Source organism: Streptomyces sp. NPDC031479, from assembly GCF_055581065.1.
Genome location: NZ_JBVIKC010000004.1, coordinates 183530 through 207015 on the forward strand (window position 1 = coordinate 183530; position 23486 = coordinate 207015).

Here is a 23486-nt window from a genome sequence, read left to right on the forward strand (position 1 = left end):
TGACTCGGGGGCGAAGGGATGACGGAATGCGGCAGTTTCCTCTGGAGTTGCGCCACGTGGCGCCGGGACGGGTGGTCGAGTGGCGGTTGCGGTCGACGGCCGTGCCGGCCGACGCGGACGGGGGTGACCCGGCGGGCAGAAGGGCCTCGTTCAACCAGGACAAGCACTTCACCGTCGCCGAGGAGAGCCGCGGCGCCGACGACCCCGTCGCGTCGTGGCTGGCCATCACCTTCGAGGTCGAGGGCGCGCTCGACGAAGCGGCCCTCGCCCAGGCGCTGCTGGGCTTCGTCCGGCGGCACGAGGTGCTGCGCTGCGAGTTCCGACGGCTGGCCGGTGAGCTGGCGTGCGAGCCCCTGGCTCCCGGGGAACTCGCCCTGGAGGCCGAGCACGTGGCCTCGTTCGACTCGGCGGAGCGGCTGCGGACGTTCCTGGTGGAGCGTTTCAAGCGCAGCATCGACACCCTGTCGTGGCCGCTGTTCACCATGGGCGCGGTGCTGCGTCCGGACTCCGCCACCGTGTACCTCGCCTTCGACCACATCGTCTGCGACGGCATGTCGATGCCGATCGTGGTCCGCGAGGTGATGACGGCGTACGAGGCCCTGCGGCGCGGCGACGAAGGGGACCTGCCGGCGGTCCCCAGCTACCTCGACTTCGCCGAGGAGCAGCGCCGCCGCTACCTCTCCATCGAGGCGGACGACGAACGCCTGGGCTACTGGAAGTCCTTCATCGACCGCAACGGGGAGTTCTTCCCCCGCTTCCCCCTGGACCTGGGCGTGGAGCCGGACCGGATGTACCCGATCGTCAACGAGGCCTCGTCGCTGCTGGACCCGGCCGAGGCCGAGGTGTTCGAGAAGACCTGTCTGCAGGTGGGCGCGAAGCCGTTCATGGGGCTGCTCGGTTCGGTCGCCGTCTGTCTGCGGGACGCCGGAGGTCCGGGCGTCTACCGGGGGTTCATGCCGGTGAGCGAGCGCGGGCGCGGTTCCTGGAACGACGCGGTGGGCTGGTTCGTCAACACCATGCCCATCGAGTTCGACGCCTCTCCCGGCAGGGACTTCGCGCAGGTGATGGCGGCGGTCCGGGCGGGCTTCGGCGAGATGATCTCCCACATCGACGTGCCGTTCGTGCGGGCCTGGGAGCTGCTGGCACCCGAGGAGTTCGCCGCCCGTTCCTGGCCGTACCCGGTGAACTTCTTCTCGTACATCGACATGCGCAAGTGCCGGGGCGCGGAGCGCCACCACGAGTGGCGGCCCGCCACGCACGTGTGGTCGGCGCGCGCCAACGGGGCCTGCTCGTGGTTCCAGCGGGACGCGGACGGACTGCACATGAACTCCCTCTACGTGGACACGGCGCCCGCCCGCCGCACGATGGGCGACTTCCAGGACGCGCTGCGCGAGACCGTGCGGAGCGTGGCCCGTACGGGCGGTTTCCGCCGGCCGGGCCGGCTCGCCGGGCCGCGGCGGTCCGCGGAGCAGGCGGCCCCGCTCAGGGCCTGACCGGCGGGAGGGCGGCGGCGCGGGCGAGCAGCAGGTCCCGTTCGCGGACGTTGCGGGTGAGGGCGGCCGCCCTCTCGAACTCGGCGCGGGCCTCCGGCCCGCGTCCGAGCCGTTCCAGCAGGTCCCCCCGTACGCTCGGCAGCAGGTGGTAGGAGCGCAGGGCGGGCTCGTCGGCGAGGGCGTCGACCAGCGGCAGGGCCGCCCCGGGGCCCTCGGCCATGGAGACGGCGACGGCCCGGTTCAGTTCGACGACCGGTGAGGGCACCAGGTGGACGAGCCGTCCGTAGAGGGCGGCGATGGTGGCCCAGTCGGTGTCCTCGTAGCGGACGGCCGCCGCGTGGCATCCGGCGATGGCGGCCTGGAGGGAGTAGGGGCCGGTGCCCGCGCGGTGCAGGGCGTCGACGCCGCGCCGGATGAGGAGCCGGTTCCAGCGGGCCCGGTTCTGGTCGGCGAGCAGCACCGGCTCCCCGTCGGGGCCGGTGCGGGTGGCGGTCCTGGAGGCCTGGAACTCCAGCAGCGCGCAGAGTCCGTGGACCTCGGGCTCCTTCGGCATGAGGGCGGCCAGCACCCGTGCCAGGCGCAGGGCGTCCTCGCAGAGGGCGGGCCGGACGAGGTCGTCGCCGGCGGTGGCCGAGTAGCCCTCGTTGAAGATCAGGTAGATGACTTCGAGGACGGAGGCGAGCCGCTGTTCGCGGTCGGCGCCGTACGGGACCTCGAAGGGCACCCCGGCCTTGGCCAGGGCCCGTTTGGCCCGGACGATGCGCTGGGCGACGGTGGGCTCGGAGGCCAGGAAGGCGCGGGCGATCTCCTGGGTGGTGAGGCCGCCCACCAGGCGCAGGGTGAGCGCGATCCGGGCGTCGGTGGCCAGTACCGGGTGGCAGGCGGTGAAGACGAGGCGCAGCAGGTCGTCGTCGATGTCGTCCGGGGCCGCGGGCTCGGCGGGCGGGGGTACGTCCTCCAGGGTGCGGCCGACCTCCGCGAGCTTGCGCGCGTAGGTCTCCCTGCGGCGTACGAGGTCGACCGCCCGGTGCTTGGCGGTGGCCATCAGCCAGGCACCGGGCCGGTCGGGGACTCCGGAGAGGGGCCACCGTTCGAGGGCGGCGACCAGGGCGTCCTGGGCGAGTTCCTCGGCGATGCCGACGTCCCGCACGATGCGGGTGACGCCGGCGATGATCCGCGCGGACTCGATCCTGAACACCGCTTCGACCGCCTGGGCCGTACTCACTGCCGTCACGGCCACCCATCAGAGCAGCCGTGACGGACCGGGGCAAACGCGGGGCGGGCGCGGAGCGTCACATCTCCTGGATCTGGCGGAGTTCGGCGCCGACGTGCCAGCTGGTGGGGTGGATCGACAGGAACCGCTTGGTCCATTCCAGTGCCTCGGCCTTGTCCTTGCACTGGAGGAGGGCGTAGCCGCCGACGACCTCCTTGGTCTCGGTGAAGGGCCCGTCGGTGAAGCTGAGCTTCCCCCCGGACCAGTCGACCCGGGTGCCCTCGGAGGTGGGGAGCAGCCCGGCGGTGTCGAGCATGACCCCGGCCTTGGTGATCTCCTCCATCAGGGCGCCCATCCGCTCCTCGAAGTCCGCGGGGAAGCCCTCGGTGGGAAGGTTCTGCTCGTCGATGCGGATCAGGCTCAGGAAACGCGGCATGGTGACTCCTCGGTCGGGAGGGCGGGGACGTTCCCCGTCTCTCACCCCTGCGTCGAACGGGAGGCGCCCGGATCGACAGCTCCCGGGAAATTCTTCGGAGAATCCCGGAGGGCGGCCACCCGACAGAGGCCGGCGGGTGGGTCCGGACCCGTGCCCACCGGGGCTACTGCCGAGTAGGATCGCGGCCCCAGGCCCCTCCGAGAGGCCGGGGCGGCCCATCCGCGCACCCGCCGCTCGCCGGACCAGCGGGCGGTGGCGGCCGCTCGGCGACCGCCCGCCGGGCCGCGTATGCCGTTGCGGTCCAGGACGGTTCCGCGTGAGCCGCCCTGACGCCCTCAGGGCCGGACGGGCGGCACCAGATCGCTCTCGCTGACGGTGTACGTCAGCGGGGGGTAGACGAAGTCCGTCTCGTGGTTCTCACGTCGCCGCAGTCGGTAGAACTCGCTCCGCTGCTCGTCGTCGGCCCGCTGGAGGCGCGCACCCTGCGGAAGGTGGGCGTGTCCGCCGTGAAATCGAAGGAGGGTCTTCGACGTCCGAAACGTGACGCCCAGCCATCGGTTGTCCGCCGCCCCGATGGGCGTGGCGGCTACGATCTTGTGCCTGAGCCGCCGATTCGAGTCGACGGAGAACGCGACGACGCCGTTGTGGGCGAGGGGGATCTCGAACGCGTCACCACCGGACCCCTTTGATTCGAAGATCAGCTTCCTCGACGGGCCCGCTTCGGGATTCCGGTAGCAGGAGAAGACGGCGATGAACGAATCGTCGGCAAGATCGAGGGCTTGGTCGGAATGGGCGCCCATGGTCCTGTAGGCGTTCGTGTAGTTCTCGATGAGAGCGTTGTTGAAGCCGACCGAAAGCGCCGCACGTTCCTGGACCTGTCGCGCCAGCCGTTCGTGCACCGCCCGGAAACGCTGCGTCGGATTGCCGTACCGGGTGGTGGTGCGTACGAGGGGCACACCGTCCGACTCGTCGATCCTGGTGAGCGTGGCGCCTTGCCGGCCTTTCCCCACGTCTTCCCAACGAACCGATGCGGACAGCTCCGCGAAGAGGTTCTCCTCGGCCGGCAGAGCGCACGAGAGGATCTCGTCCGAGATCCTAGACCCGGGGGGCAACATAGTCTCCCGTGTTCATGCTGAAGAGGAATTCGTCGCCGTAGTCGATGAAGGACGAGGTCCTGTTCTCCTCGGCGTACAGCCTGCGCAGCTCGTCCATGCCCGCCGGCGTGGGTGGCCCGAGCCGCACCAGGCCTCCGGCCGCTTTGAGGAACGTGTGGCCGTTCTTGTGAACGGCTTCGGCGCTCGAACAGCGCACCACGTATCCCAGGCGGGTCGGGAGCGATTCCGCGTCCAGTCCCGAAGGCCGGATCTCGTGCGTGTACAGGCGGTTGACGGACAGCGGCATGAAGAACACGGAGCCGGGATAGAGGGTCAGGGTGAACTGCGCGGGGAGCGCGACCCCGTCGCGTTCTCCGCTCGGCTCCTTGAGGCGGAAGCGGAGCCTGGTCAGCCCGCTGACACCCTTGACCCCGTGGTCGAAGGCGTCTTCGGCCAGGGGCTGCAGCTTGTCGAGCCCGTCGTAGAAGGTGCAGAAGGCCATGATGCCGTTGACGGGCATGTCCTTCGTCTTGTCGGCATGGGCCGAGATCTTGGCCTTGGACTGCTTGCGCCCGGCCGTCGCGAGGGTGTTGTGGTAGATCTGGGCGAGGACGTGATTCAGCGGTGCGTGGTTCCGGAAGACGGCGGCGGCCTCGCGGTTCAGGTCCTCGACGATGCTCGTGTCGGTCGGGCGAAAGCCCTCGGTCGGCCCCGAGAGGTTCGTGGAGCACCGGAGCAGGCGGAAATGCAGTTCGTCACCGTTTCGCGTGACGGGCGTCAGATAGATGCCGCTGCGATGGGCGGTTCCGGGCTTGGTGGACTCCGTCAGGGACTGGAACGCGTGCTCCGCACGGATCCGTCCGAAGTGATCGGCACCGGGGCCGAAGAAGCGGCGGTAGTACACGCCGGCACCGTGCACACGGACGGGAACCCGGCCGAGGCCGACGGGCGTCCACGGCTCGCCGGCGTCCTCCCGGTAGCCGTGTGACAGCTCCCGGATGACGAACACCCGCTCCGCCGCATCCAGTTGGCGGCGGCTGACCCCGGATACGTCGCCACACAGGTAGACGGTCTTCTGCGCGAGGTCCGGCGAACCGGAAGCAAGGTCCTCCGGGGTGGTCGTGGACCCGAAGAACTCCCTGATCACGTCCTGGTCGTGCAACGTCGAAGGCGCGACCAGGATGTTGCCCGCATCCTCGATGCGGGCTTCCGTCGGCTCTGTCGCGTACTTCAAACCGGACCTGCCCTTCGCACTGGGACCCTCCCCGTCCACGACGTCCACAGATCCTGGTGGATTGCCCGAAACCGTGGACATGGCAACGGCCCGCACTCTTTCGCCCGCGTTGCGATGCGCGGACGAAAGGAGACGGACCGTTGAAATTTGATGATCTCACGGGGCTTGACGGCGGGCAACGGGTGCTGCTGTACGGACGGTGCGCGGAGCCGCCGCGGTGAGGTCGCGCGGGTGTGGTCTCCGATCCGTCCGCTTCCGGCGCATCCGATCGGTGGGCCGTGGCGGAAGAGACGTGCAGGGCCCCCGGTCACACGTCGGCGGATCGGGGGTCCGTCCGCGCGCCCCCGCGCCCTACCGGCTGTCGCCGGACCAGTCCCAGTGGTCCGCGTCGCCGGGCCGGCGGCGGTAGTGGGCCCGCCCGCCCGGCCCGTAACGCCCTATCTCGGTGGGCAGCCGGGCCTCCTCGCCCAGTCGGCGCACGCTCCAGCCGGTGACGTCGAGGAGCAGCCCGTCGAGGGGGCCGCCGACGAGTTCGCCGTAGCTGTGGCCCGGTCGCGGGCCCGGGTCGGGGTCGTCGTGGTCGCCGCCGTAGACCCGGCGCCGCAGCATCCTGTCGTCCATGGGGCCAGCTTCACAGGCGGCACTGACAATCCCGCCCGGAGCGGCCCCGTCCGGCCGGGCTCCGGCGTCCGCGCGCCTTGTCGGGACCACCTAGGCTGACGGTCACGGCAGACAAGCGACCAAGGAGCACACCCATGGCCCGTCGGGTACACCGGCCACTGGAGGACGAGGAGTTCGACTTCATCGTCGGCATGACCGGGGGCCCGGTCCTCGTCTGCTTCACCGGCACCTGGCCGAAGGCCGTGGAGGCCTGCCGGGTGATGGACGGACTCCTCGCGGAACTGGCGCAGGAGTACGGGAGCCGCCTGACCGCCGTCCGCGCCGACATCACCCGCTGCCCGGGGGCGGTGCTCCGCCACGGGGTGACCGGGGCGCCCACCGTCGTCCTGCTGCGGTCCGGGGAAGCGGTGGCGACCCACGCCGGCCCGCTGACGGGGGACGAGTTCCGGACGTTCCTCGACACCCACCTCTGAGCCGACCGCCCCGGTGGGGCCGGGGACGCGCGCCCGGGTGAACCCGGTCAGACTGGCCGAAAGTGGCATAGGTGAGATAGGTGCCTCAGGCATGTAATGGAATCCGGCGAGACGGAACCATCGCTTGCGAGGTGTTGCTTTCCATGTCCGATGCCGTTGCCTTCCCCCAGGACCGAACCTGTCCCTACCACCCGCCGGCCGCCTACGAGCCCCTCCGGGAGGCGCGCCCCCTCTCCCGGGTCACCCTCTTCGACGGCCGCTCCGTATGGGTGGTCACCGGCCACGCGCAGGCGCGCGCCCTGCTCTCCGATCCGCGCCTGTCCACGGACCGCACCAAGGAGTCCTTCCCAGCCCCCACCCGGCGGTTCAAGGGGCTGCAGAACCGGCGCGTCGCCCTGCTCGGGGTGGACGATCCGGAGCACAACACGCAGCGACGGATGCTGATCCCCAGCTTCTCGGTCAAGCGCACGGCGGCCCTGCGGCCCAGGATCCAGGAGACCGTGGACCGGCTGATCGACGCGATGGTGGCGGCCGGGCCGCGCGCCGAGCTGGTCGGCGCCTTCGCCCTGCCGGTGCCCTCCATGGTGATCTGCGCGCTCCTCGGCGTCCCCTACGAGGACCACGAGTTCTTCGAGGCCCAGTCGCGCAGGCTGCTGCGCGGCCCCGAGCCCGCCGACGTCGAGGACGCCCGCCACGAGCTCGACACCTACCTGGAGGCCCTGATCCGGCGCAAGCGCACCGATCCGGGCGACGGACTGCTGGACGAACTCGTCACCGACCGCCTGGAGACCGGCGAGACCGACATCGAGGAACTGGTCTCCCTGGCCACGATCCTGCTGATCGCGGGCCACGAGACCACCGCGAACATGATCTCGCTGGGCACCTTCACCCTGCTGCGCCACCCGGAGCAGCTGGCCGAGCTGCGGGCCGACCCCTCGCTGATGTCGGAGGCGGTGGAGGAGCTGATGCGCTTCCTGTCCATCGCCGACGGCATGCTGCGGGTCGCCACCGAGGAGATCCGGATCGGCGGGGTCACCATCCGGCCGGACGACGGGGTGGTCTTCTCCACCTCCGTCATCAACCGCGACGACGCGGTGTTCCCCGAACCGGACGCCCTCGACTGGCACCGGCCGGCCCGGCACCACCTGGCCTTCGGCTTCGGCATCCACCAGTGCCTCGGCCAGAACCTGGCCCGCGCGGAGATGGAGATCGCGCTGGGAACCCTGTTCCGGCGCCTGCCGGGCCTGCGGCTGGCGGCCGAACCGGACCGGATCCCGTTCAAGCCGGGGGACACCATCCAGGGCATGGTCGAACTCCCCGTGGCCTGGTGAGCGGCGTGCGGATCTCCGTCGACCAGGACCGCTGCATCGGCGCCGGCCAGTGCGCGCTGACCGCGCCCCAGGTGTTCACCCAGGACGACGACGGGCTCGGCGAGGTGCTGCCGGGACGGGAGGACGGACACGGCAGCGCCCTCGTGCGGGAGGCCGCGCGGGCCTGCCCCGTCTCGGCGATCACCGTGGGAGAGGACTGAGGTACCGGCCGGGCGCGGCGGCGATTTCCTGTACAGTCGTCCAGGAAATCGGTTCCCGAGACGGAGGGAGGGGCCGTGCACACGGTCGCTCAGGTCCTCATCGGCGTCGTCGCCGCGCTCCACGCCTACTTCCTGGTCCTGGAGATGTTCCTGTGGCAGCGGCCACCGGGGCGCGCCCTGTCCGGCTTCGACGCGGACACGGCGCGGCTCACCGCGACGCTCGCCGCCAACCAGGGCCTCTACAACGGCTTCCTGGCCGCCGGCCTGGTGTGGGGGCTGGTCACCGACGCCCTCGACACGCAGGTCTTCTTCCTGATCTGCGTGATCGTCGCGGGGGTGTACGGGGCCGCCACCGCCAACCGCCGGATCCTCGTGGCCCAGGCCCTGCCCGGCGCGCTCGCCCTGGGCGCCGCGCTGCTCGCCGCGTGAGCGGCCCGCGCGCCGGGGACCCGCGCACCGCCCGGACCAAGGCGCGGCTGCGCGAGGCCCTGCTCGCCGAGTGCGGCGCCGGGCGGGAGCTCGCCGAGGTCAGCGTCTCGGCGGTGGTCCGCCGGGCGGGGGTCGGCCGGGCGACGTTCTACCTGCACTACGAGGACCTCCCCGCGCTGGCCGTCGACGCCTGCGCCGACGTCGTGCACGCGGCGGTGGACGCCCTGCACGCCTGGCAGACCGATCGGGCGGCGCCGCCCCCGGCCCGGCCCCCGGCCGCCCTCGCCGGGTTCCTGTCCGCCGCCGAGGGCCACGCGGCCCTGTACCGCACGCTGCTCCTGCCGGGCGGCGGCGGCCCGCTCGGCGAGCGCCTGCACCGGGAGCTGCGCGCCCGGGCCCGCGCCGAGCGGGTCGCGGTCGGCGCGCCCAACCCGGACCTGGTGGCCTCGGCGGTGGCGGCCGCCTTCACCGGCGTCCTCGCGGACTGGCTGCACGGCCTGATCCCGGCGGACCCCGAGCGGACGGCGGCCGGCCCCGCGTCCCCCGGCGCCCTCGCGGACCGGATCTGGGCCCTGCTGCTGGCCCTCCACCGCGCGGGAGCCCCCGCCGGATGACCGGCGGGGGCTCCCTTCACGGGCTGGGCTCGCGAAGCGGTGTCAGAGCGTGACCACCCGTTCGGCCTGGGGGCCCTTGGGGCCCTGGGTGACGTCGTACTCGACCTTCGCGCCCTCGGCCAGCTCCTTGAAGCCGGTCGTCTGGATGGCGGAGAAGTGCACGAACACGTCGGGGCCGCCGTCGTCCTGCTGGATGAAGCCGAACCCCTTCTCCGAGTTGAACCACTTCACGATGCCTGTTGCCATCTGGCTGATCCTTCTCAACGTTCCACTCGGGCCGCACGTGCGGCCGTCTCGATACTGCCCACCCGTCACGCCGGCCACACTCCGAGCGCGGCCGACCGGGGGGTGGACCCGGATGTTCACGCGCTGCGGTCCGCGGCGGGCGACGACGCCGCGGACCGGGGGGCGAGGGCCGTCGCGGCGGCCCGTCGCGGCCCGCCGGCCCGGCAGCCCAGGCAGTCCGCGTGCCCCGTACGGGCGGCGGTGTCCCGGACGCGCCAGTCCCACTCGGCCTCCGGGCGGGGCCCGCTGGGCTTGCCCCAGCCGGCCAGATGGAGGAGCCAGGTGACCAGCGCCGCCACCAGGACCAGACCGAGACCCGCCCAGACGCCGGGAGCCCAGCCGGCGCAGAGCGCGGCTCCGGCCCCGGCGGTGCCCAGCAGGGCCAGGGCGGTGCCGGTCCAGCCGGCCACCGTGTGGCCCAGGTCGACGTGTCCGTGTGCGCTCATGGATTCTCCTCGGAGGGACGGACGGCAGTAGGCTCGGAGCAGGATCTTTTATCTCACGAGCTAAGTAACTTAGATACTAAGGAGTGTGTGGGTGCACGGCAAGACCCGCCCCCCGGTCACGGCCGGGGAGGCCCTCGCACGCATGGACCGGTTCGTGGCCCTCGGGCTCATCGGGCAGCAGGAGATGGCGCAGCGGCTCGGCCTGAACGTCACCGATCTGACCTGCCTGGGCCACATCCTGGGAGCCGCCGACACCCCGCTCTCCGCCGGCGACCTGGCCGAACTGACCAACCTGACCACCGGCGCCGTCACCGGGGTGCTCAACCGCCTGGAGCGCGCCGGCTACGCGCACCGCCGCCCGGACCCGGCCGACCGGCGCCGCGTACGGGTGGTGGCCGATCCGGCGGCGACCGCGCGGGTCGTCGCCGTGTACGAACCCTTCTACGCGCGGCTCGGCACGGTGTTCGCCGAGTACACCCCGGATGAGATCGCCGTCATCGCCGACTGGTTCGACCGGGCGGCGCAGCAGATGCGGGCCCATCACGCCGAGGTCTGCGGCGATGCACCCGGCCCCGCGGCTCCGTAGGTCCCGACTGGTAAAATGGGCGGGAAACTTCAGGCGCGGGGCGCTTTGGCCCGATGCGGACACGTACGACGAGCCGGGGCCGTACCGAGGGGTACGGGCCCGGCTCGTCGCCGTTCACGGTCCCGTCCGCCCTCCGCGCCCGTCCCCTCCCGCTCTCTTCACGGAAGGTTCTGCATGAAGAACCCGTCAGCTCATGGGCGTTTCGGCATCAAGGCCGGAGCGAAGGCAGGCTCCAAGCCGGGAGCCAAGCACGGCGGCAAGACGCCCCGGACCCTCGGTCCGCAGGGCGAGTTCGCCATGCCCCGCACGGGCACCCCGGCACTGCCCCCGGTGGCCTCGTTCGACGAACTGGGCCTCCCCCCTGAGCTGGTGACGACCCTGGTGGAGCAGGAGGTGCGCGAGCCGTTCCCGATCCAGGCGGCGACCCTGCCCAACTCCCTCACGGGCCGTGACATCCTCGGCCGCGGCCGTACCGGCTCCGGCAAGACCCTCGCCTTCGGCCTGGCCCTGCTGGCCCGTACGGCGGGACAGCAGGCGGACCCGAAGCGCCCGCTCGCCCTGGTCCTCGTACCGACGCGCGAGCTGGCGCAGCAGGTCACCGAGGCGCTGGACCCGTACGCGCGGGCCCTGAAGCTGCGCATGGCCACCGTCGTCGGCGGGCTCTCGATCGGCCGCCAGTCGGGCGCGCTGCGCACCGGCGTGGAAGTCGTCGTCGCGACCCCCGGGCGGCTGAGCGACCTGGTCGGACGGCGTGACGTGCACCTGGAGCGGGTGCGGATCACGGTGCTGGACGAGGCCGACCAGATGTGCGACATGGGGTTCATGCCCCAGGTCACCGAGATCCTGGACCAGGTCCACCACGCCGGGCAGCGGATGCTGTTCTCCGCCACCCTGGACCGCAACGTCGACCAGCTGGTGCGCCGCTACCTCAAGGATCCGGTTTCGCACTCGGTGGACCCGCAGTCGGCCTCGGTCGGCACGATGGACCACCACGTGCTGCACATCCACGCGGCGGACAAGGTCTCGGCGGCGACCGAGATCGCCGCGCGCGAGGGCCGGGTGCTGATGTTCCTGGACACCAAGCACGGCGTCGACCAGTTCGTGAAGCACCTGCGGGCCATGGGCGTACGGGCGGAGGGGCTGCACAGCGGCAAGTCCCAGCCCCAGCGCACCCGGACCCTGGGGCAGTTCAAGGACGGCCTGGTCACGGTCCTGGTCGCCACCAACGTGGCCGCCCGCGGCATCCACATCGACGACCTCGACCTCGTGGTCAACGTGGACCCCCCGGCCGACAGCAAGGACTACCTGCACCGCGGCGGCCGGACCGCGCGGGCCGGCGAGTCCGGCAAGGTGGTCACCCTGATCACGCCCAACCAGCGGCGTGACATCACGCGGCTGATGGCCGACGCCAAGATCCGGCCCACCATCACCCAGGTCCGGTCCGGCGAGGCGGCGCTGAGCCGGATCACCGGGGCGAAGGCTCCCTCCGGCGTCCCGCTGGCCGGGTCCGCGCCGACCGACGCCAAGGGCCGGCCGAGCGGCACGGACCTCGGGTTCCGCGGGATCGGCACCCGCCCGGGCCGGCCCGGCAAGGGCAAGGAGTCCCGCAAGACCATCGAGGCGCGCCAGGCGGCCGAGGCCCGCCGCGCGGCCCGGGTCCGCAAGGGCCTGACACCCTGACGCGGCGGCCCTGGCCGGCACGGGCCCGGCGCCCCGAGTACGGCGCCTGACCCGCTGGAAGCGGGGAACGGCGCCGTACGTCCGGCTGTCAGCCCCGGCGCCGCCGCCGGGCCACGATGGCGCGGGTGAGCAGCGGCGGGAGCAGGTCCTTGGCCAGCCGGCGCCAGCGGACCGGCTTCACGGCGGCGGCCGGGGCCGCGACGGGCTCGGCCGGCGGGCGCAGCGGCTTCGGCGCGGGCGGCGCCGCCACTCCCTCGTCGCCTATGCGCACCAGCGGGTGCCCGGCCACCACGTCCACGCCGTGCCACAGGTCCGTGCGGCCCTCCAGCCAGGCCAGCAGCGCCGACTGGTGGGGCACGGGGTCGCCCCAGGTCGCGTAGAGCTTCGAGGCGGAGACCGCGATCACGCGCAGTCCCTCGCCGGCCACCGCCCCCCAGACCGCGGCGGCGACGCCGGGGCAGTGGGCGGCGCGGTAGTCGTCGAAGACGACGACGGCGTCGGGGGTGGCGACCAGGCGCGAGGAGGCGATGTCCTGGACCACGTGTTCGTGGAGGTGGGAGGCGTCGACGTGGACGAAACGGCAGCTGCCGGGGCGCACCCGGTCCGCGACCACCGAGGTCGGGGCCTGGATGACGGTCGGCAGGGACGGGTGGAAGGCCAGGTAGTTCGTCTCGAACCCGCGGCGCGTGAGGGTGGGGTAGGAGTCCCGCATCTCCGCCAGGTTGGAGTCGTCGGGCGCGGGCGAGTCGAAGAGGTCGCAGACCGTGAACTCCTCGCCCTCCCGCAGGTATCCGGCGAGGAAGATCGCGCTCTTGCCCAGGAACGCCCCCAGTTCGAGGATGTCGCCCGACGCTTCGGGGGTGGCGTTCTGGCGCTTCAGGAACCAGTCGAAGAGCACCTGGTCATAGGCCGAGAACCAGCCTTTGACCTGGCTGAACGCGCGGGGCTCGGGCGGCGCGGGCTCGGCGTCGGGGGTGGTGACGGGAGCCTGTGAAACGTGCTGCACGGAGAGTCATCCTCCAGCGGAATGGCATCGGTTCAACGCTGTTACACCCGGCCAGGTATGCCGAAGATAAACCCCCGAACGGCGGATGGCGAGCTTTTCGGTACTACGCCTTCCGCTCTCCCCGGCCGTGGATCCGGGCGGACCTCACAGACCTCCCCCGCATCCTCCGCACCCCGCGCAGCCGCCACCGCAGCCCACGCCCCCGAGGGCCGGCGGGTCCGAGACCGTGCGGCCGGAGGCCTCCCCGGACGGCCCGGGGAGCCGGACCGGCGGCAGGGGCGGGGGCGGGCCCGCCAGTGCCGCGGCCAGCTCGGGCAGGCGCCCGGTGGCGGCCAGGCCCTGCCGGGCGACGGCCCCGGCGGTCCCCCGGATCCTGGAGGGCAGCTGGACGGACCGGGCCGGGCGCGGCTCCCAGGCGTCGTCCTCCAGGGTCGCCCGGTACAGGGCGCGGCCCGTCCGCGTGCCGTGGCCCAGGGCGGACGGGGAGGGACGCCGCACGCGCAGCACCGCCCAGACTCCGAGTGCCACCGCGAAGGCGCCGAGCGGCCACGGCGGACCGTCCCCGGCGAGGGCGGCCCAGACGGTGGCACCGGCGGCCGCGCCGCCCGCCACCACGGCCGCGACCGCTTCGAGGACCTCGGCCCGCCGGACCCGCTCGCCGTACGCGGTGTCCACGGCCAGGCCCTGCGCGACCAGCCGGGCCACGACGCGGCCGACGGCGGGCGAGGCGGTGACCGACGCGCGGACCGCCCGGGCGTCGCGCGCGGTCCGGCCGTCGCGCGCCGCGAGGACCGCGGCCTCCACCTCCTCGCGGGACTTCCTGGCCGTGAGGGAGACCTCGTAGGTGCCGACCACCGGGAGCCGGCCGTTGGCGTGGAGCACCGCCATCGCGGTCTCGGCGACGGCCCCCCGGCCGCCGCGCAGGTGGGCCACCTCGTAGAGCGTCAGGGGTTCCCCGGTACTCCGGGGTACGCGGACCGGTGGGGAGGCCATCCGGCGGAAGGCCCGGATCCGCCGGGCGCAGGCCGCCCCCAGCAACAGAACAGATGGGACGAAAAGGACGAACCACCACATCTGTACCCCCCGGTGCCAGCTGCCTGAGGGTGAGTGTGGGGCCGGGTACGGGGTGCGGCAACACCCCGTACGGACCCTATGCCGCGCTTCTGCGCAAGCGCTGGGCCGCCGTGTTGCGCACGCGACGGGTGCGTGCGGAAGCGGCGAGGAGGGTCAGGGCCTCGCGGGAGGCGAGGGAGCGGGCAGCCGTGTGCTGGCACCAGTCGGATGCCGCGGCGAGTTCGACGGGGTTCCAGCCGGTGCCCGCCTCGATCGCCTTGAGCAGGGTCCACTCGCGCAGCCTGCGCGCCGGGAAGGCATGGCCGTCGAGGACGGGGTACAGGGCACGGGCCCACTCGGGGAACTCCGTGCCGGGCAGCAGCCTCGGCGCGCGGCGGTCGAGGTGGGTGACCACCGCGCTCTCGGCCATCACGGGGTCGGGGTCGCGCAGGACGGCCGCGACCGCCTCCGCCTCCGCCTCCGCCTCCGCCTCCCGCGGTCCTCCCGCCCGGAGCCCTCCCGCCACGGCGGCGACGGCGGCCAGCCGGTCGAGGTGCCGGGTGTAGCGCCACCGCCCGGGGACGGCCGCGTCCCGGGACGCCTCGTGCGGCGCCTCCCCCGGATCCGCCGTGGGACGACCGAGGGCCGCCCCGGTGCCCGCGGGCGCTGCGGCCGGGTACGCCGGACCGCCTCCCGGCGGCCGGCTCGTCTGGTGATCGCGTATCCCCATGCCTCCCATTCCACACGACCGGCGTGAACGGGGGGCGCCCAGGGGTACCCTCCGCGCCGGGGGCCCCGGAACCCCTTGGCTCCGGGGCCCCCGGCGCGGAGCGGGCGGCGGGCCGGCTCAGACCTGCTCGAAGTAGAACGCCTTGATGAAGCAGTCGCGGGGCTGTCCGACGGCGAAGAAGACGCAGTCCACCAGCGACTGGGCGGTCAGCGGGTCCTTCGCCGTGCGCGGGGCGCCCTCCCAGGCCTCCGACAGCGGATCGTGGTTGTCGAAGTCCGGCGGGTAGAGGGAGATCACCCGGACGCCCTGGTCACGGAGCCGGCGGGAGAGGGTCTCGGTGAACCCGGCCTGGGCGCTCTTGGCCGCGTAGAAGGAGTCGTGGGCGTCCGAGCGGTGGTTCCCCCGCTCCCCGCAGCCGGAGACCATGGTCACGATGTCCGGCACGTCCGACTTCAGGAGCAGCGGGAGGAAGGCCTTCGTCGCCAGGACCGTCCCGGTGGCTCCGGAGGCGAGGGTCTCCACCACGTCCTCGTCGGAGGCGGACAGCAGGTCCGTGCCGTGCTGGTAGCGGGATCCGTTGTTGACCAGGACGTCCACGTGGCCCGCGCGGGCGGCGACCGCGGCCGCGAAGCCCCGTACGGACGCCGGATCCGTCAGGTCGCAGGCGTACGCGTGCACGCGGTCGGCGTCGTGGCCCTGGGCGAGGATCTCCTCGCGGACCCGCGCCGCGGCTTCGGGGGTACGGGCGGAGAGGTGGACCTCGGCGCCCCGCGCGGCGAAGCGCAGGGCCAGGGTCCGCCCGAAGTCCCGTCCTGCCGCGGTGATGACGACACGGTGGTGTTCAAATGCCATGGTCAGCACTCCGATCAAGGGTCGAATTTCCATGATCGCAGTCCCCGTCCGGGGCGGTCGCGGTCCGGTGGGGACAGCCGGATCGGGGGCGGCCGGCCCCCGCGAGCGCGAGCGCGTGCGCGTGGACGGGATCCTCCTCTCCCACCGCGGCGCGCCGCCGCGGTGGGGCCCGGCGTCCCGGGGGTCAGTGCCCGTACGACTCGTACCGGCCCGCCGCGTGCCCCGGTTCGGGCAGCGGGGCACCGGTCTCCAGCAGCGTCTTCAGGCTGGAGACGAGCATCGGCCAGGCCCGCGCGCACATGCCGATGAGGGTGCCGCCCGGGGTGAACCCCTCGTGGCGGACCGTCAGGCGGGCGAGGGTGTCACCGACCGGCTCGATCTCGTACGTCACCGTCGTGCGCGGCTCGGCCGCCAGCTCGGCGCGCAGCTCCTCGCCGATGCCGGCGGAGGCGGCCCACTGGGTGCTGAAGGTGTGCCAGGTGTAGGAGAGCCTGCGGTCCGGGACGCACTCCAGGACCACCTGGGCCGGGTCGCTGGTGCGGGCGCCGCGCTCGACCCAGTCCATGGGCGAGCCCACCGCCCAGTCCGTCTCGAAGCTCGGGCCCCAGTACCGGCGGGTGAGGGCCGGGTCGGTCAGGGCCTGCCAGACCCTGGCCGGATCGGCCTGGATGTAGAGGGTGTAGTCGATCACGCTGTCGTCCATGGCCCCATGCTGCGGGACCGGCCGCCGCCCGCGCGGGATTTGAAGGGGGCGTCACCAGCGCAGACCCTGTTCGGGCAGCTCCACGGGCGGGGTCCGGGGCGGGGCCGGGAGGGCGAGGCGGGCGCGGGCCGCGTGCACCGACGCGAGCTCCTCCCGGCCGGCCGGGCCCCAGTCGCTGAGCTCCCGGACCTGTTCCGGGGTGGCCAGCAGCCGGGCGTACGCCGGGTCCGCGGCCGGGGCGAGGGCCGTGAGCCGGGCCGCCGTCCGGGCCGAGGCACCCCCGTCGGCGTACCGGTGGCCGAGCGCGAGCGCCCCGGCGGTGGGTTCCGCCGCCGGGCCCGGCAGGTGCGCGGCGCCGGTGGCGCGGGCGATGAGCAGGAGCACCCGTCCGTCGGGGGCGAACAGCCAGCCGGAGCGTTCCCGTACGGGCAGGTGCGCGGGGAGCGGGCCGGGGTGCCAGGTGCCGTGCTGCGGGGTGCGGCGGGTGCGCAGGACGCCGAGCCGGTCGAGGTCCGTGGGGTTGGTGGGGCGGCCGTCCTCCAGCAGGGCGGGCCCGGAGCCGTTGATCCGGGCCCGCAGCGCGGACAGGGCGCGGCGGGCGTCGCCCGGGTCCATCAGGGCGGGCAGGTCGGCGGGCTCGGCGAAGTCGATGCCGGTGATCTCCCGGTCGGGCAGCCGGACGGAGCGGATCCGGTCCGGGGTCCAGGTGCCGCCGTCGTAGACGTGCAGGATCTCGCCGGGGAAGCGCATCTCGGGCGGGAAGCCGGGGGTGTCGGCGGGGATCCAGTCGACGGCGAGCCCGCGCGGGTAGTGGCCGTCGACGCCGAGCTCCTCGCGCACCTCGCGGGCGGCGGCCGCCGCGGGCGACTCGCCGGCGTCCACCGCGCCGCCGGGCAGGAGCCGGTCGGAGCGGTAGTCGACGCTCTGGACGAGGATCCGCCCGTCGGGGTCGGTGACGAGGACGACGGCTCCGGTCCAGAGGGCGGCGCGCGAGGCCCCGTAATCCTCCGGGGTCATCCAGGTGCCCGCGCGCTCGGGGTCGTCGGTCAGCTGGGGCATGGGAACTCCGTTCACCGTGGGTGGACCCGCCGCGTGTGCAACAGCGGGCGCGGCCCCCGGGTTACGGCGGCGACCCCAGGAGCGGGCGGATCCGCTTTACCCTCCCTATACCTCTTTATTACCGGGTTATGTCGATCTTGCTACTGTGCGCCGTGCGGGCCGTCGGGGTGAAACCCGCTGGCCCGACCACGTAACCGGCCGGGAAGGCACGACAGCCGTACGACGCGCACCGCGTACGGAGAGCGCCGGGCGGCCCCCGGAGCGCGGTGGCCGGCCGCGCGGCTCTCCGGGGCGGGGCCGGGGCTGGGCTCACCCGTCCGTGTGAAGGAGCGCGCCCGGCGGGGCTGCGGTGCGGCAGGGTGGGCGGATGCGTTCGCGCCGGGCCCTGCCGGGCCTCCCCGACCCGCCCGTCCCCCCGTTCCCGCCGTTCCCGCCGCGGGCCGTTCCGCTGTCCGCGCCCCTGGCCGTACCCCTGCTGCTCGCCGTGCTGGCGCTGACCGCCGGGTGCGTGACCGTACGGCCCCCGGATCCCGCGGGGGCAGCCCGGATCGCCGAGGCCGCCCGTACCGCACCGGCTCCGGCACGCCGGGCCCCGGTACGGGAACTGCCGCTGGGTCCGCTCCCGGAGGCTCCGCCCACCACGGCGGATCCCGGTCCGGGCGGGGCCGGAGCGGACGCGGAGCCGGGTCCGGCGGCGGGCGCGGCGGGTCCGGCGGCGGGCGCGGCGGGGGCGGCGGGGGCGGAAGCCGGGCCCGGGGCCGACGGGCCGGGAGCGGCGCCCGCTCCGGAGCCCGCCCGTCCGCGCCGGGACTCCCCCGCCCGCCCGAAGCACCGCGGGCCCGCCGCCGCTCCCGCCGCCCCCGAGCCGCACGCCCGTCGGCCCGCGCCGGCCGCGCGACGGCCCGCGCCGGCCGCGCCCCGGCCGGCGCCGGGGCGGACGTTCGACATGGCACCCCTGTGCGCGGCGGCCCGCGGGAGGGTCGACCCGTCCATCGTCGCCCTGTGTCACTGATGCCGGGGGCGTCACCGACGGTGCGTCGGGCCCCGCCCGGTCCGCCGTCCGGGCCGGGTCCCGGTAGCGCCGGCAAATGGGGTGGATGCTCCTGCTCCGGATACCTAGAGTGACCGGACGCCCCGTCACCCGCCAGGAGCCCGATCATGCGCACGCACTACCCCCGTACGGCGCATCTGCCGTGGTCCCCGGGCGCCACGCCGGACGACGTGCGCGTGAGCGGGCCGTCGGCGCTGGCCGGGCGGGAGGTGGTCGTCACCGAGAAGCTCGACGGGGAGAACACCACCCTCTACCGGGACGGCCTGCACGCCCGCTCCCTCGATTCGGGACACCACCCGTCCCGCGCCTGGGTCAAGGGCCTCCAGGGCCGGATCGGCTCCGGCATACCGGAGGGCCGGCGGGTGTGCGGGGAGAACCTCTACGCCCGCCATTCGCTCGCCTACGAGGAACTCGACAGCTGGTTCTACGGGTTCTCCGTGTGGGACGGCGACCACTGCCTCGGCTGGGACCGGACCGTGCGCTTCCTGCGGCGGCTCGGCGTTCCCACGCCGCGCGTGCTCTGGCGGGGCGTCTATGACGAGCGCGCGCTGCGGCGGCTGCGGATCGACACCACCCGCCAGGAGGGCTACGTCGTCCGCACCACGGCGGGGTTCCGGCACGAGGACTTCGGCCGCTGCGTGGCCAAGTGGGTCCGCGGCGGCCACGTGCGGACCGACACCCACTGGATGTACGCACCCGTCGTCCCGAACGGGCTCGGCGCGAACGCCCCGCTGTGGGCGGTCCGTTCGGGCTCCGAGCCGGACGTGGCCGGGCTGCTGGCCGCGGTCGGACCCGGCCCGGCACCGGCCGCGGAGAACCACGGCGCCGGGGCCGGTCCCGGACGCGCCGTCGCCGAGGCGGATGCCACACGCGCCGTCGCCGAGGTCGCCGCCCGGCTCGACGGCGCCGGCCGCACCGGGGACGCCCGGCTGGCCGGGGTCCTGGCCGCCGCGCTGCACCGCGAACCACGGGCCGCCCTCGGCGCGCGGCTCGCGGCCGGGCCGCTCGGGATGGCGGCCGCGCGGCGGGTGGCGGACCTGGTCGGGCTGTACCCGGCCCTGCGGCGGCCGTTCCCGGACGAGGAACGGCGGGCCGGGCTGGTCCGGCTGGCGGCTGCGGCCGACCTCGGGGTGCTGCACGCGCTGGCGGCGGCGCTGCCGGGCGGCGAGGACGACCCCGGAGCGCGGGAGTGCGTCGAGTGGTCCGCGCTCTGTGCCGAGGAGGCGGGGCTGCTCGCCCCGGACCCGCTGCGCGGCCTGCGGACGGGACTGCGGCGGGCTCTCGCCGGCCTGGACGGGGACGCCGCCGACCGCTGCTGGGCCGAGGCCCGCGAGGCCTACGGGCGGGGCGCGCTGTCGACCCCCGAGGAGGCGGTGGCGGCGACCTGGCGCTGGCGCGACGCCGGGTCCTTCCCCCGGCTCGTGCAGCTGTGCGGCCCCTCGGGCAGCGGGAAGAGCACGTTCGCCCGGAGCCTACCGGGAGCCGACGCGTACGTGAGCCTGGACGACCTGCGCTCCGCCCGCGGTGCGCGCGCCGACCAGCGGGCCAACCCGGAGGTGCTGCGCGAGGGGCTGGAGCGGCTGGACCGGGCGCTGGCCGCGGGCGGCACCGTGGTGTGGGACGCCACCTCCCTGACGGAACGGCAGCGAAGCCTCGCCGGTGCGGTCGCACGGCGCCGCGACGCGCTGGTCACCCAGGTCGTGGTCCTGGTCGGGGAGCCCGAGCTGGTAAGGCGCAACTCCGTGCGCCCCCATCCCGTGCCCGGAGCGGTACTGGCGGCGCAGCTGCGCCGGTTCGCCCCTCCGTACCCCGGGGAGGCGCACCGCACCTGGTACGTGGGCGCGGGCGGCACGGTCGAGGACACCGCGGGCGGGCCGGGACCCGCGCGCGGTGAAGGGGAGGGCGTCTGATGCGCACCAGTGAGCAGCTGTACCACCAGGTCCGCTGGGACCCCCGCTTCGACCCGGCGCGGTTCACCCTCGGCCTCCTCCAGCGCGGCGCGGCCCCCAAGCGCGTGCCGCTGCCCTCCTTCGTGCCGGGCGGGGACATCCCCTGGCACCGGGTGCTGTTCGTCGAGGCCGACGACGAACTGGTGTGGGACCGGGCCACCGGGGTGGACCGGATCGACGAGACGCGGGCCGGGCGGGTGGGCGACGTCCGCGTGCTGACGACCCCGTTCTTCGCCGCCCGGACCCCGCACGCGTGGGATCCGGCGGACGGCGGCGGCTGGCGGCCGGCGGCCTCCGGACCCGCCGTGGGTCCCCCGGCGCGGGTGCGGCTGCTGACCTGGAACGTCCTGTGGGACCGGTACGACGCCCCGCACATCGCCACCGCGCGGCGCAGGCCGCGGCTGCTGGCCGCTCTGGCGGCCGCCGACGCCGACGTGATTGCGCTCCAGGAGGTCGAACCGGCGCTGCTCGCCCTGCTGTTGGCCGAGCCGTGGGTGCGTGAGGGGTACTGGCTGGGCACCGATCCGGCCAGCACGGACGTGGCCGAGAACGGGCTGCTGCTGCTGAGCCGGCTGCCGGTACGGGAGGCGGGCGCGCACCGACTGGGCCGGCACAAGGCGGTCACCGCCGTCACCGTGGACACGGAGGGCGGCCCGCTGGTCGTCGCGGCGACGCACCTGAGCAGCGATCACTCCGAGAACGGGGCCGGCCGGCGGGAGGCCGAACTGGCCCGGCTCGCCGAGGGGCTGGCCGTCGTCGACGGCGGCTTGGGCTTCGCGCTGCTCGGCGACTTCAACGACGGCCGTACGGGGGACCAGGGGCCCGCCGCCGCGCTGGGGATGCGGGACGCCTGGACCGAGGTGCACGGCCCGGCGGACGACACCCCGACCTTCGACCCGGGGGTGAACCCGCTGGCCGCCCTGGCATCGCTGTCGGGCCGGGCGGGCCGGCTGGACCGGATCCTGCTGCGGCCGTCCGGCCGCCTCCGGGTGCGGGCGGCCGCGCTGCGGGGCGATGCGCCGGGGCCGGAGGGGCTGTTCACCTCCGACCACTTCGGGGTGGAGGCCACGGTGGAGTACGGAGCCGCGGACGCGGGAGCCGCGCTGAGCGGCGTACCGGTGACGGCGCGGACGGCGGTGGCGTGGCTGCCGCCGCACGACCCGGCGGTCGAGGAGCTGCGCCGGGCCCACGACCCGGCGGCCGGGCGCTGGCCCGCGCACGTGAACCTGCTGTTCGGCTTCGTGCCGGAGTCCTCCTTCGAGGAGGCCCTGGCGCTGCTGGCCGGGGTCGCGGCCGGCCGGCGGCCGTTCACGGCCCGGCTGGAGGGGGTGCACTCCTTCGGGCACCGGGAGGAGGCCACGCTGTGGCTGGACCCGGCGGCGGGCACGGGCGGTGACGCCCCCTGGCAGGAGCTGCGCCGGACCCTGGTGGACCGGTTCCCGGACTGTGCGGGCCGCGCGGGCGGCTGGACCCCGCACCTGACGCTGGGCCGGAGCGGGGATCCGCGGCGGGCCGAGCGGGAGTGGGCGGCCCGGCTCGGCGGGGGTGCCCCGGCGCGGGTGGGCTCGCTGGCCGTCCTGTCGCGGCGCGGGGACGGGCCCATGCGGGTACGGGCGACGGTGGCCCTCGGGACGGGCGAGGTCCGGTGGGTCCCGGAGGCGGCGCCGGCCTCCCCCGCGGGAACGACCGAGCGGGGCGAGGCGGGCGAGCCGGCGGCCTCGGCGACGGCGGGGGCCTCCGCGACGGCGGGGGCCGATCCGGCGGCGGGGGCCTCCGCGACGGCGGGGGCCGATCCGGCGGCCGGAGCCGCCGGGCGGATCGGCGCGCGGATCGCGGCGGCCCTGCCCGAGGGGCTGGTGCGTACGGCCGGCTCCCGCCGGATGGGCTGCGCCCTGCCCGGTGCCGACCTGGACCTGGTGGCGGTGCTGCCGGGCGCGCCGGACATCGCGGGGGTACGGGCGCGGGTGGCGGCGGCCCTGCCGGAGGCGGAACGGCTGCGGGAGGTGACCGGCGCCCGGGTGCCGGGGCTGCGGCTGCGGGAGTCCGGACTGGACGTGGACCTGGTGGTCGTCGCCGCGGGCGCGCTGGAGCCGGCGCGGGCCGTGGAGCGCGGGGCGGAGCTGGGCGAGGCGGCCGCGGTGGCGCTGAGCGCGCTCGGCGACGCGGACGCCGTACGGGAGTCGGTGGGCGCCGACCACGCCGCCTTCGCCCGGCTGGCGCGGGAGGTGAAGGCCTGGGCACGGGCCCGCGGCCTGGACTCGGCGCCCTTCGGGGGGCTGCCGGGGCTCGCCTGGTCGGTGCTGGCCGCGCGGACCGTACGGGACTGCGGGGAGCGTCCCGCGGGGGCGCTGCGGCGGGAGTTCTTCGGGGCCTGGGCGGCCTGGGACTGGACGCGGCCGGTGGCCCTGGACCCCGGCGCCCCTTCCCTCCCCGGGCCGGACCCGGTCACCGTCCTCACCCCCTCCGCGCCGGTCCGCAGCTGCACGGGGCAGGTGGGTGCCGGGATGCGGGACCTGCTCGTACGGGAGCTGTACCGGGCGTGGGAGCTGCTGGAGGAGGATCCCGACGGGCCGGACCGGCTCCTGTCGGCTCCGCCGCTGCACCGCCGGCACGCGGCGTGGGCGGTGGTGGACGTACGGGCCGACGTGCCGCGGGAGTTCGAGGAGCGGATGGGCCGCACCCGGGGGCGGGTGCGCGCCCTGCTCGGCGCGCTCGCGGACACCGGGGTCCCGGACGCGCACGCCTGGCCCCGTCCGTTCGAGCGGACCGGCACGCTGGCCCGGTACGCGATCGGCCTGGGCCCCACGCCGCCGGACTCCCAGGCCCTCGCGGCACTCGCCGGCCCCTGGTCGGCCGGCCTCCCCGGCGTGGCGGTCACCCTGGCCGCGAACGGCGAGGTCCCCGACCTCCACCACCCCGTCCGGGGCCGTCTCCTCCCCTGATCTGCC

General features: G+C 74.8%; 24 protein-coding genes. 11 read left to right on the forward strand and 13 right to left on the reverse strand.

Annotation, left to right across the window (positions count from 1 at the left end; translation table 11 throughout):
• Positions 1-26 precede the first annotated feature (26 nt).
• Positions 27-1493 (forward strand): condensation domain-containing protein, encoded by a 1467-nt coding sequence (locus ACZ5D2_RS07225; RefSeq protein ID WP_468927818.1) that lies wholly within the window; start codon positions 27-29, stop codon positions 1491-1493.
• Here the strand turns inward: ACZ5D2_RS07225 and ACZ5D2_RS07230 are convergent.
• The 5 genes from ACZ5D2_RS07230 to ACZ5D2_RS07250 all read right to left on the reverse strand — a co-directional run bounded on the left by ACZ5D2_RS07230 (position 1483) and on the right by ACZ5D2_RS07250 (position 6091).
• Positions 1483-2718 carry an RNA polymerase sigma factor gene (locus ACZ5D2_RS07230; RefSeq protein WP_468927962.1) on the reverse strand — a complete coding sequence of 412 codons (1236 nt, stop codon included), beginning with the start codon at positions 2716-2718 and terminating at the stop codon, positions 1483-1485. The two genes, ACZ5D2_RS07225 and ACZ5D2_RS07230, sit on opposite strands and share 11 nt — an antisense overlap.
• Before the next feature lie 67 nt (positions 2719-2785).
• Positions 2786-3142: a YciI family protein gene (locus ACZ5D2_RS07235; protein ID WP_371680207.1), complete on the reverse strand. Its 357-nt coding sequence runs from the start codon at positions 3140-3142 to the stop codon at positions 2786-2788.
• Between the two features lie 335 nt (positions 3143-3477).
• Complete coding sequence (locus ACZ5D2_RS07240) at positions 3478-4254, reverse strand: hypothetical protein (protein WP_468927965.1); 777 nt, start codon at positions 4252-4254, stop codon at positions 3478-3480.
• Positions 4238-5470 carry a hypothetical protein gene (locus ACZ5D2_RS07245; protein WP_468927822.1) on the reverse strand — a complete coding sequence of 411 codons (1233 nt, stop codon included), beginning with the start codon at positions 5468-5470 and terminating at the stop codon, positions 4238-4240. The genes ACZ5D2_RS07240 and ACZ5D2_RS07245 overlap by 17 nt, the downstream gene beginning before the upstream one ends.
• A gap of 351 nt (positions 5471-5821) precedes the next feature.
• Positions 5822-6091, reverse strand: coding sequence for a hypothetical protein (locus ACZ5D2_RS07250; RefSeq protein WP_371680205.1), 270 nt, complete (start codon positions 6089-6091; stop codon positions 5822-5824).
• Between the two features lie 134 nt (positions 6092-6225).
• On the opposite strand from ACZ5D2_RS07250, the gene ACZ5D2_RS07255 reads away from it, so the two are divergent.
• The 5 genes from ACZ5D2_RS07255 to ACZ5D2_RS07275 all read left to right on the forward strand — a co-directional run bounded on the left by ACZ5D2_RS07255 (position 6226) and on the right by ACZ5D2_RS07275 (position 9138).
• The gene (locus tag ACZ5D2_RS07255) at positions 6226-6564 is read left to right on the forward strand and encodes a thioredoxin family protein (protein ID WP_371680204.1); all 339 of its coding nucleotides are present in this window, start codon (positions 6226-6228) and stop codon (positions 6562-6564) included.
• Between the two features lie 143 nt (positions 6565-6707).
• Positions 6708-7895: a cytochrome P450 gene (locus ACZ5D2_RS07260; protein ID WP_371680203.1), complete on the forward strand. Its 1188-nt coding sequence runs from the start codon at positions 6708-6710 to the stop codon at positions 7893-7895.
• Between the two features lie 5 nt (positions 7896-7900).
• Entirely contained in the window at positions 7901-8095 is a 195-nt protein-coding gene (locus ACZ5D2_RS07265; RefSeq protein ID WP_371680202.1) for a ferredoxin, read from the forward strand.
• A 75-nt stretch (positions 8096-8170) separates the two neighbouring features.
• Positions 8171-8524, forward strand: a complete 354-nt coding sequence (locus tag ACZ5D2_RS07270; protein WP_371680201.1) for a DUF1304 domain-containing protein — start codon at positions 8171-8173, stop codon at positions 8522-8524.
• Entirely contained in the window at positions 8521-9138 is a 618-nt protein-coding gene (locus ACZ5D2_RS07275) for a TetR/AcrR family transcriptional regulator (protein WP_371680200.1), read from the forward strand. Before ACZ5D2_RS07270 ends, ACZ5D2_RS07275 begins: the two co-directional genes overlap by 4 nt.
• A gap of 42 nt (positions 9139-9180) precedes the next feature.
• On the opposite strand, the gene ACZ5D2_RS07280 is transcribed toward ACZ5D2_RS07275, so the two are convergent.
• Together ACZ5D2_RS07280 and ACZ5D2_RS07285 are read right to left on the reverse strand one after the other, a co-directional pair.
• Positions 9181-9384 carry a cold-shock protein gene (locus ACZ5D2_RS07280; RefSeq protein ID WP_266836731.1) on the reverse strand — a complete coding sequence of 68 codons (204 nt, stop codon included), beginning with the start codon at positions 9382-9384 and terminating at the stop codon, positions 9181-9183.
• A gap of 116 nt (positions 9385-9500) precedes the next feature.
• Entirely contained in the window at positions 9501-9869 is a 369-nt protein-coding gene (locus ACZ5D2_RS07285; protein WP_371680198.1) for an HGxxPAAW family protein, read from the reverse strand.
• A 91-nt stretch (positions 9870-9960) separates the two neighbouring features.
• On the opposite strand from ACZ5D2_RS07285, the gene ACZ5D2_RS07290 reads away from it, so the two are divergent.
• Together ACZ5D2_RS07290 and ACZ5D2_RS07295 are read left to right on the forward strand one after the other, a co-directional pair.
• A complete protein-coding gene (locus ACZ5D2_RS07290; protein WP_371680197.1) occupies positions 9961-10455 on the forward strand; it encodes a MarR family winged helix-turn-helix transcriptional regulator in 495 nt (164 codons plus the stop codon).
• A 174-nt stretch (positions 10456-10629) separates the two neighbouring features.
• Complete coding sequence (locus ACZ5D2_RS07295) at positions 10630-12135, forward strand: DEAD/DEAH box helicase (RefSeq protein WP_371680196.1); 1506 nt, start codon at positions 10630-10632, stop codon at positions 12133-12135.
• 88 nt (positions 12136-12223) lie between these two features.
• Here the strand turns inward: ACZ5D2_RS07295 and ACZ5D2_RS07300 are convergent, their stop codons facing one another.
• The 6 genes from ACZ5D2_RS07300 to ACZ5D2_RS07325 form a co-directional block, all read right to left on the reverse strand.
• The gene (locus ACZ5D2_RS07300; protein ID WP_371680195.1) at positions 12224-13141 is read right to left on the reverse strand and encodes a class I SAM-dependent methyltransferase; all 918 of its coding nucleotides are present in this window, start codon (positions 13139-13141) and stop codon (positions 12224-12226) included.
• A 144-nt stretch (positions 13142-13285) separates the two neighbouring features.
• Complete coding sequence (locus ACZ5D2_RS07305; RefSeq protein WP_468927833.1) at positions 13286-14215, reverse strand: TIGR04222 domain-containing membrane protein; 930 nt, start codon at positions 14213-14215, stop codon at positions 13286-13288.
• Between the two features lie 76 nt (positions 14216-14291).
• Complete coding sequence (locus tag ACZ5D2_RS07310) at positions 14292-14924, reverse strand: hypothetical protein (RefSeq protein ID WP_468927835.1); 633 nt, start codon at positions 14922-14924, stop codon at positions 14292-14294.
• Between the two features lie 117 nt (positions 14925-15041).
• The gene (locus ACZ5D2_RS07315) at positions 15042-15776 is read right to left on the reverse strand and encodes an SDR family oxidoreductase (RefSeq protein ID WP_266836741.1); all 735 of its coding nucleotides are present in this window, start codon (positions 15774-15776) and stop codon (positions 15042-15044) included.
• Positions 15777-15960: 184 nt separating this feature from the next.
• Complete coding sequence (locus ACZ5D2_RS07320) at positions 15961-16479, reverse strand: SRPBCC family protein (RefSeq protein ID WP_371680192.1); 519 nt, start codon at positions 16477-16479, stop codon at positions 15961-15963.
• Positions 16480-16530: 51 nt separating this feature from the next.
• A complete protein-coding gene (locus ACZ5D2_RS07325; RefSeq protein WP_371680191.1) occupies positions 16531-17538 on the reverse strand; it encodes an NUDIX domain-containing protein in 1008 nt (335 codons plus the stop codon).
• A gap of 367 nt (positions 17539-17905) precedes the next feature.
• On the opposite strand from ACZ5D2_RS07325, the gene ACZ5D2_RS07330 reads away from it, so the two are divergent.
• From ACZ5D2_RS07330 to ACZ5D2_RS07340, 3 genes are all read left to right on the forward strand, one after another.
• Positions 17906-18550 carry a hypothetical protein gene (locus ACZ5D2_RS07330; protein ID WP_371680190.1) on the forward strand — a complete coding sequence of 215 codons (645 nt, stop codon included), beginning with the start codon at positions 17906-17908 and terminating at the stop codon, positions 18548-18550.
• A 146-nt stretch (positions 18551-18696) separates the two neighbouring features.
• Entirely contained in the window at positions 18697-20499 is a 1803-nt protein-coding gene (locus tag ACZ5D2_RS07335) for an RNA ligase family protein (RefSeq protein WP_468927841.1), read from the forward strand.
• Positions 20499-23480 carry a poly(A) polymerase gene (locus ACZ5D2_RS07340; RefSeq protein WP_468927844.1) on the forward strand — a complete coding sequence of 994 codons (2982 nt, stop codon included), beginning with the start codon at positions 20499-20501 and terminating at the stop codon, positions 23478-23480. The genes ACZ5D2_RS07335 and ACZ5D2_RS07340 overlap by 1 nt, the downstream gene beginning before the upstream one ends.
• Positions 23481-23486: the final 6 nt, after the last annotated feature.

Bases quoted from the DNA above. Each gene is read 5' to 3' on its own strand.
- ACZ5D2_RS07225 (WP_468927818.1), top strand. From the start codon at position 27: ATGCGGCAGTTTCCTCTGGAGTTGCGCCACGTGGCGCCGGGACGGGTG.
- ACZ5D2_RS07305 (WP_468927833.1), bottom strand. From the start codon at position 14,215: ATGTGGTGGTTCGTCCTTTTCGTCCCATCTGTTCTGTTGCTGGGGGCG.
- ACZ5D2_RS07260 (WP_371680203.1), top strand. From the start codon at position 6,708: ATGTCCGATGCCGTTGCCTTCCCCCAGGACCGAACCTGTCCCTACCAC.
- ACZ5D2_RS07280 (WP_266836731.1), bottom strand. From the start codon at position 9,384: ATGGCAACAGGCATCGTGAAGTGGTTCAACTCGGAGAAGGGGTTCGGC.
- ACZ5D2_RS07285 (WP_371680198.1), bottom strand. From the start codon at position 9,869: ATGAGCGCACACGGACACGTCGACCTGGGCCACACGGTGGCCGGCTGG.
- ACZ5D2_RS07315 (WP_266836741.1), bottom strand. From the start codon at position 15,776: ATGGCATTTGAACACCACCGTGTCGTCATCACCGCGGCAGGACGGGAC.
- ACZ5D2_RS07235 (WP_371680207.1), bottom strand. From the start codon at position 3,142: ATGCCGCGTTTCCTGAGCCTGATCCGCATCGACGAGCAGAACCTTCCC.
- ACZ5D2_RS07330 (WP_371680190.1), top strand. From the start codon at position 17,906: ATGCGTTCGCGCCGGGCCCTGCCGGGCCTCCCCGACCCGCCCGTCCCC.
- ACZ5D2_RS07320 (WP_371680192.1), bottom strand. From the start codon at position 16,479: ATGGACGACAGCGTGATCGACTACACCCTCTACATCCAGGCCGATCCG.
- ACZ5D2_RS07340 (WP_468927844.1), top strand. From the start codon at position 20,499: ATGCGCACCAGTGAGCAGCTGTACCACCAGGTCCGCTGGGACCCCCGC.
- ACZ5D2_RS07310 (WP_468927835.1), bottom strand. From the start codon at position 14,924: ATGGGGATACGCGATCACCAGACGAGCCGGCCGCCGGGAGGCGGTCCG.
- ACZ5D2_RS07325 (WP_371680191.1), bottom strand. From the start codon at position 17,538: ATGCCCCAGCTGACCGACGACCCCGAGCGCGCGGGCACCTGGATGACC.
- ACZ5D2_RS07335 (WP_468927841.1), top strand. From the start codon at position 18,697: ATGCGCACGCACTACCCCCGTACGGCGCATCTGCCGTGGTCCCCGGGC.
- ACZ5D2_RS07250 (WP_371680205.1), bottom strand. From the start codon at position 6,091: ATGGACGACAGGATGCTGCGGCGCCGGGTCTACGGCGGCGACCACGAC.
- ACZ5D2_RS07295 (WP_371680196.1), top strand. From the start codon at position 10,630: ATGAAGAACCCGTCAGCTCATGGGCGTTTCGGCATCAAGGCCGGAGCG.
- ACZ5D2_RS07255 (WP_371680204.1), top strand. From the start codon at position 6,226: ATGGCCCGTCGGGTACACCGGCCACTGGAGGACGAGGAGTTCGACTTC.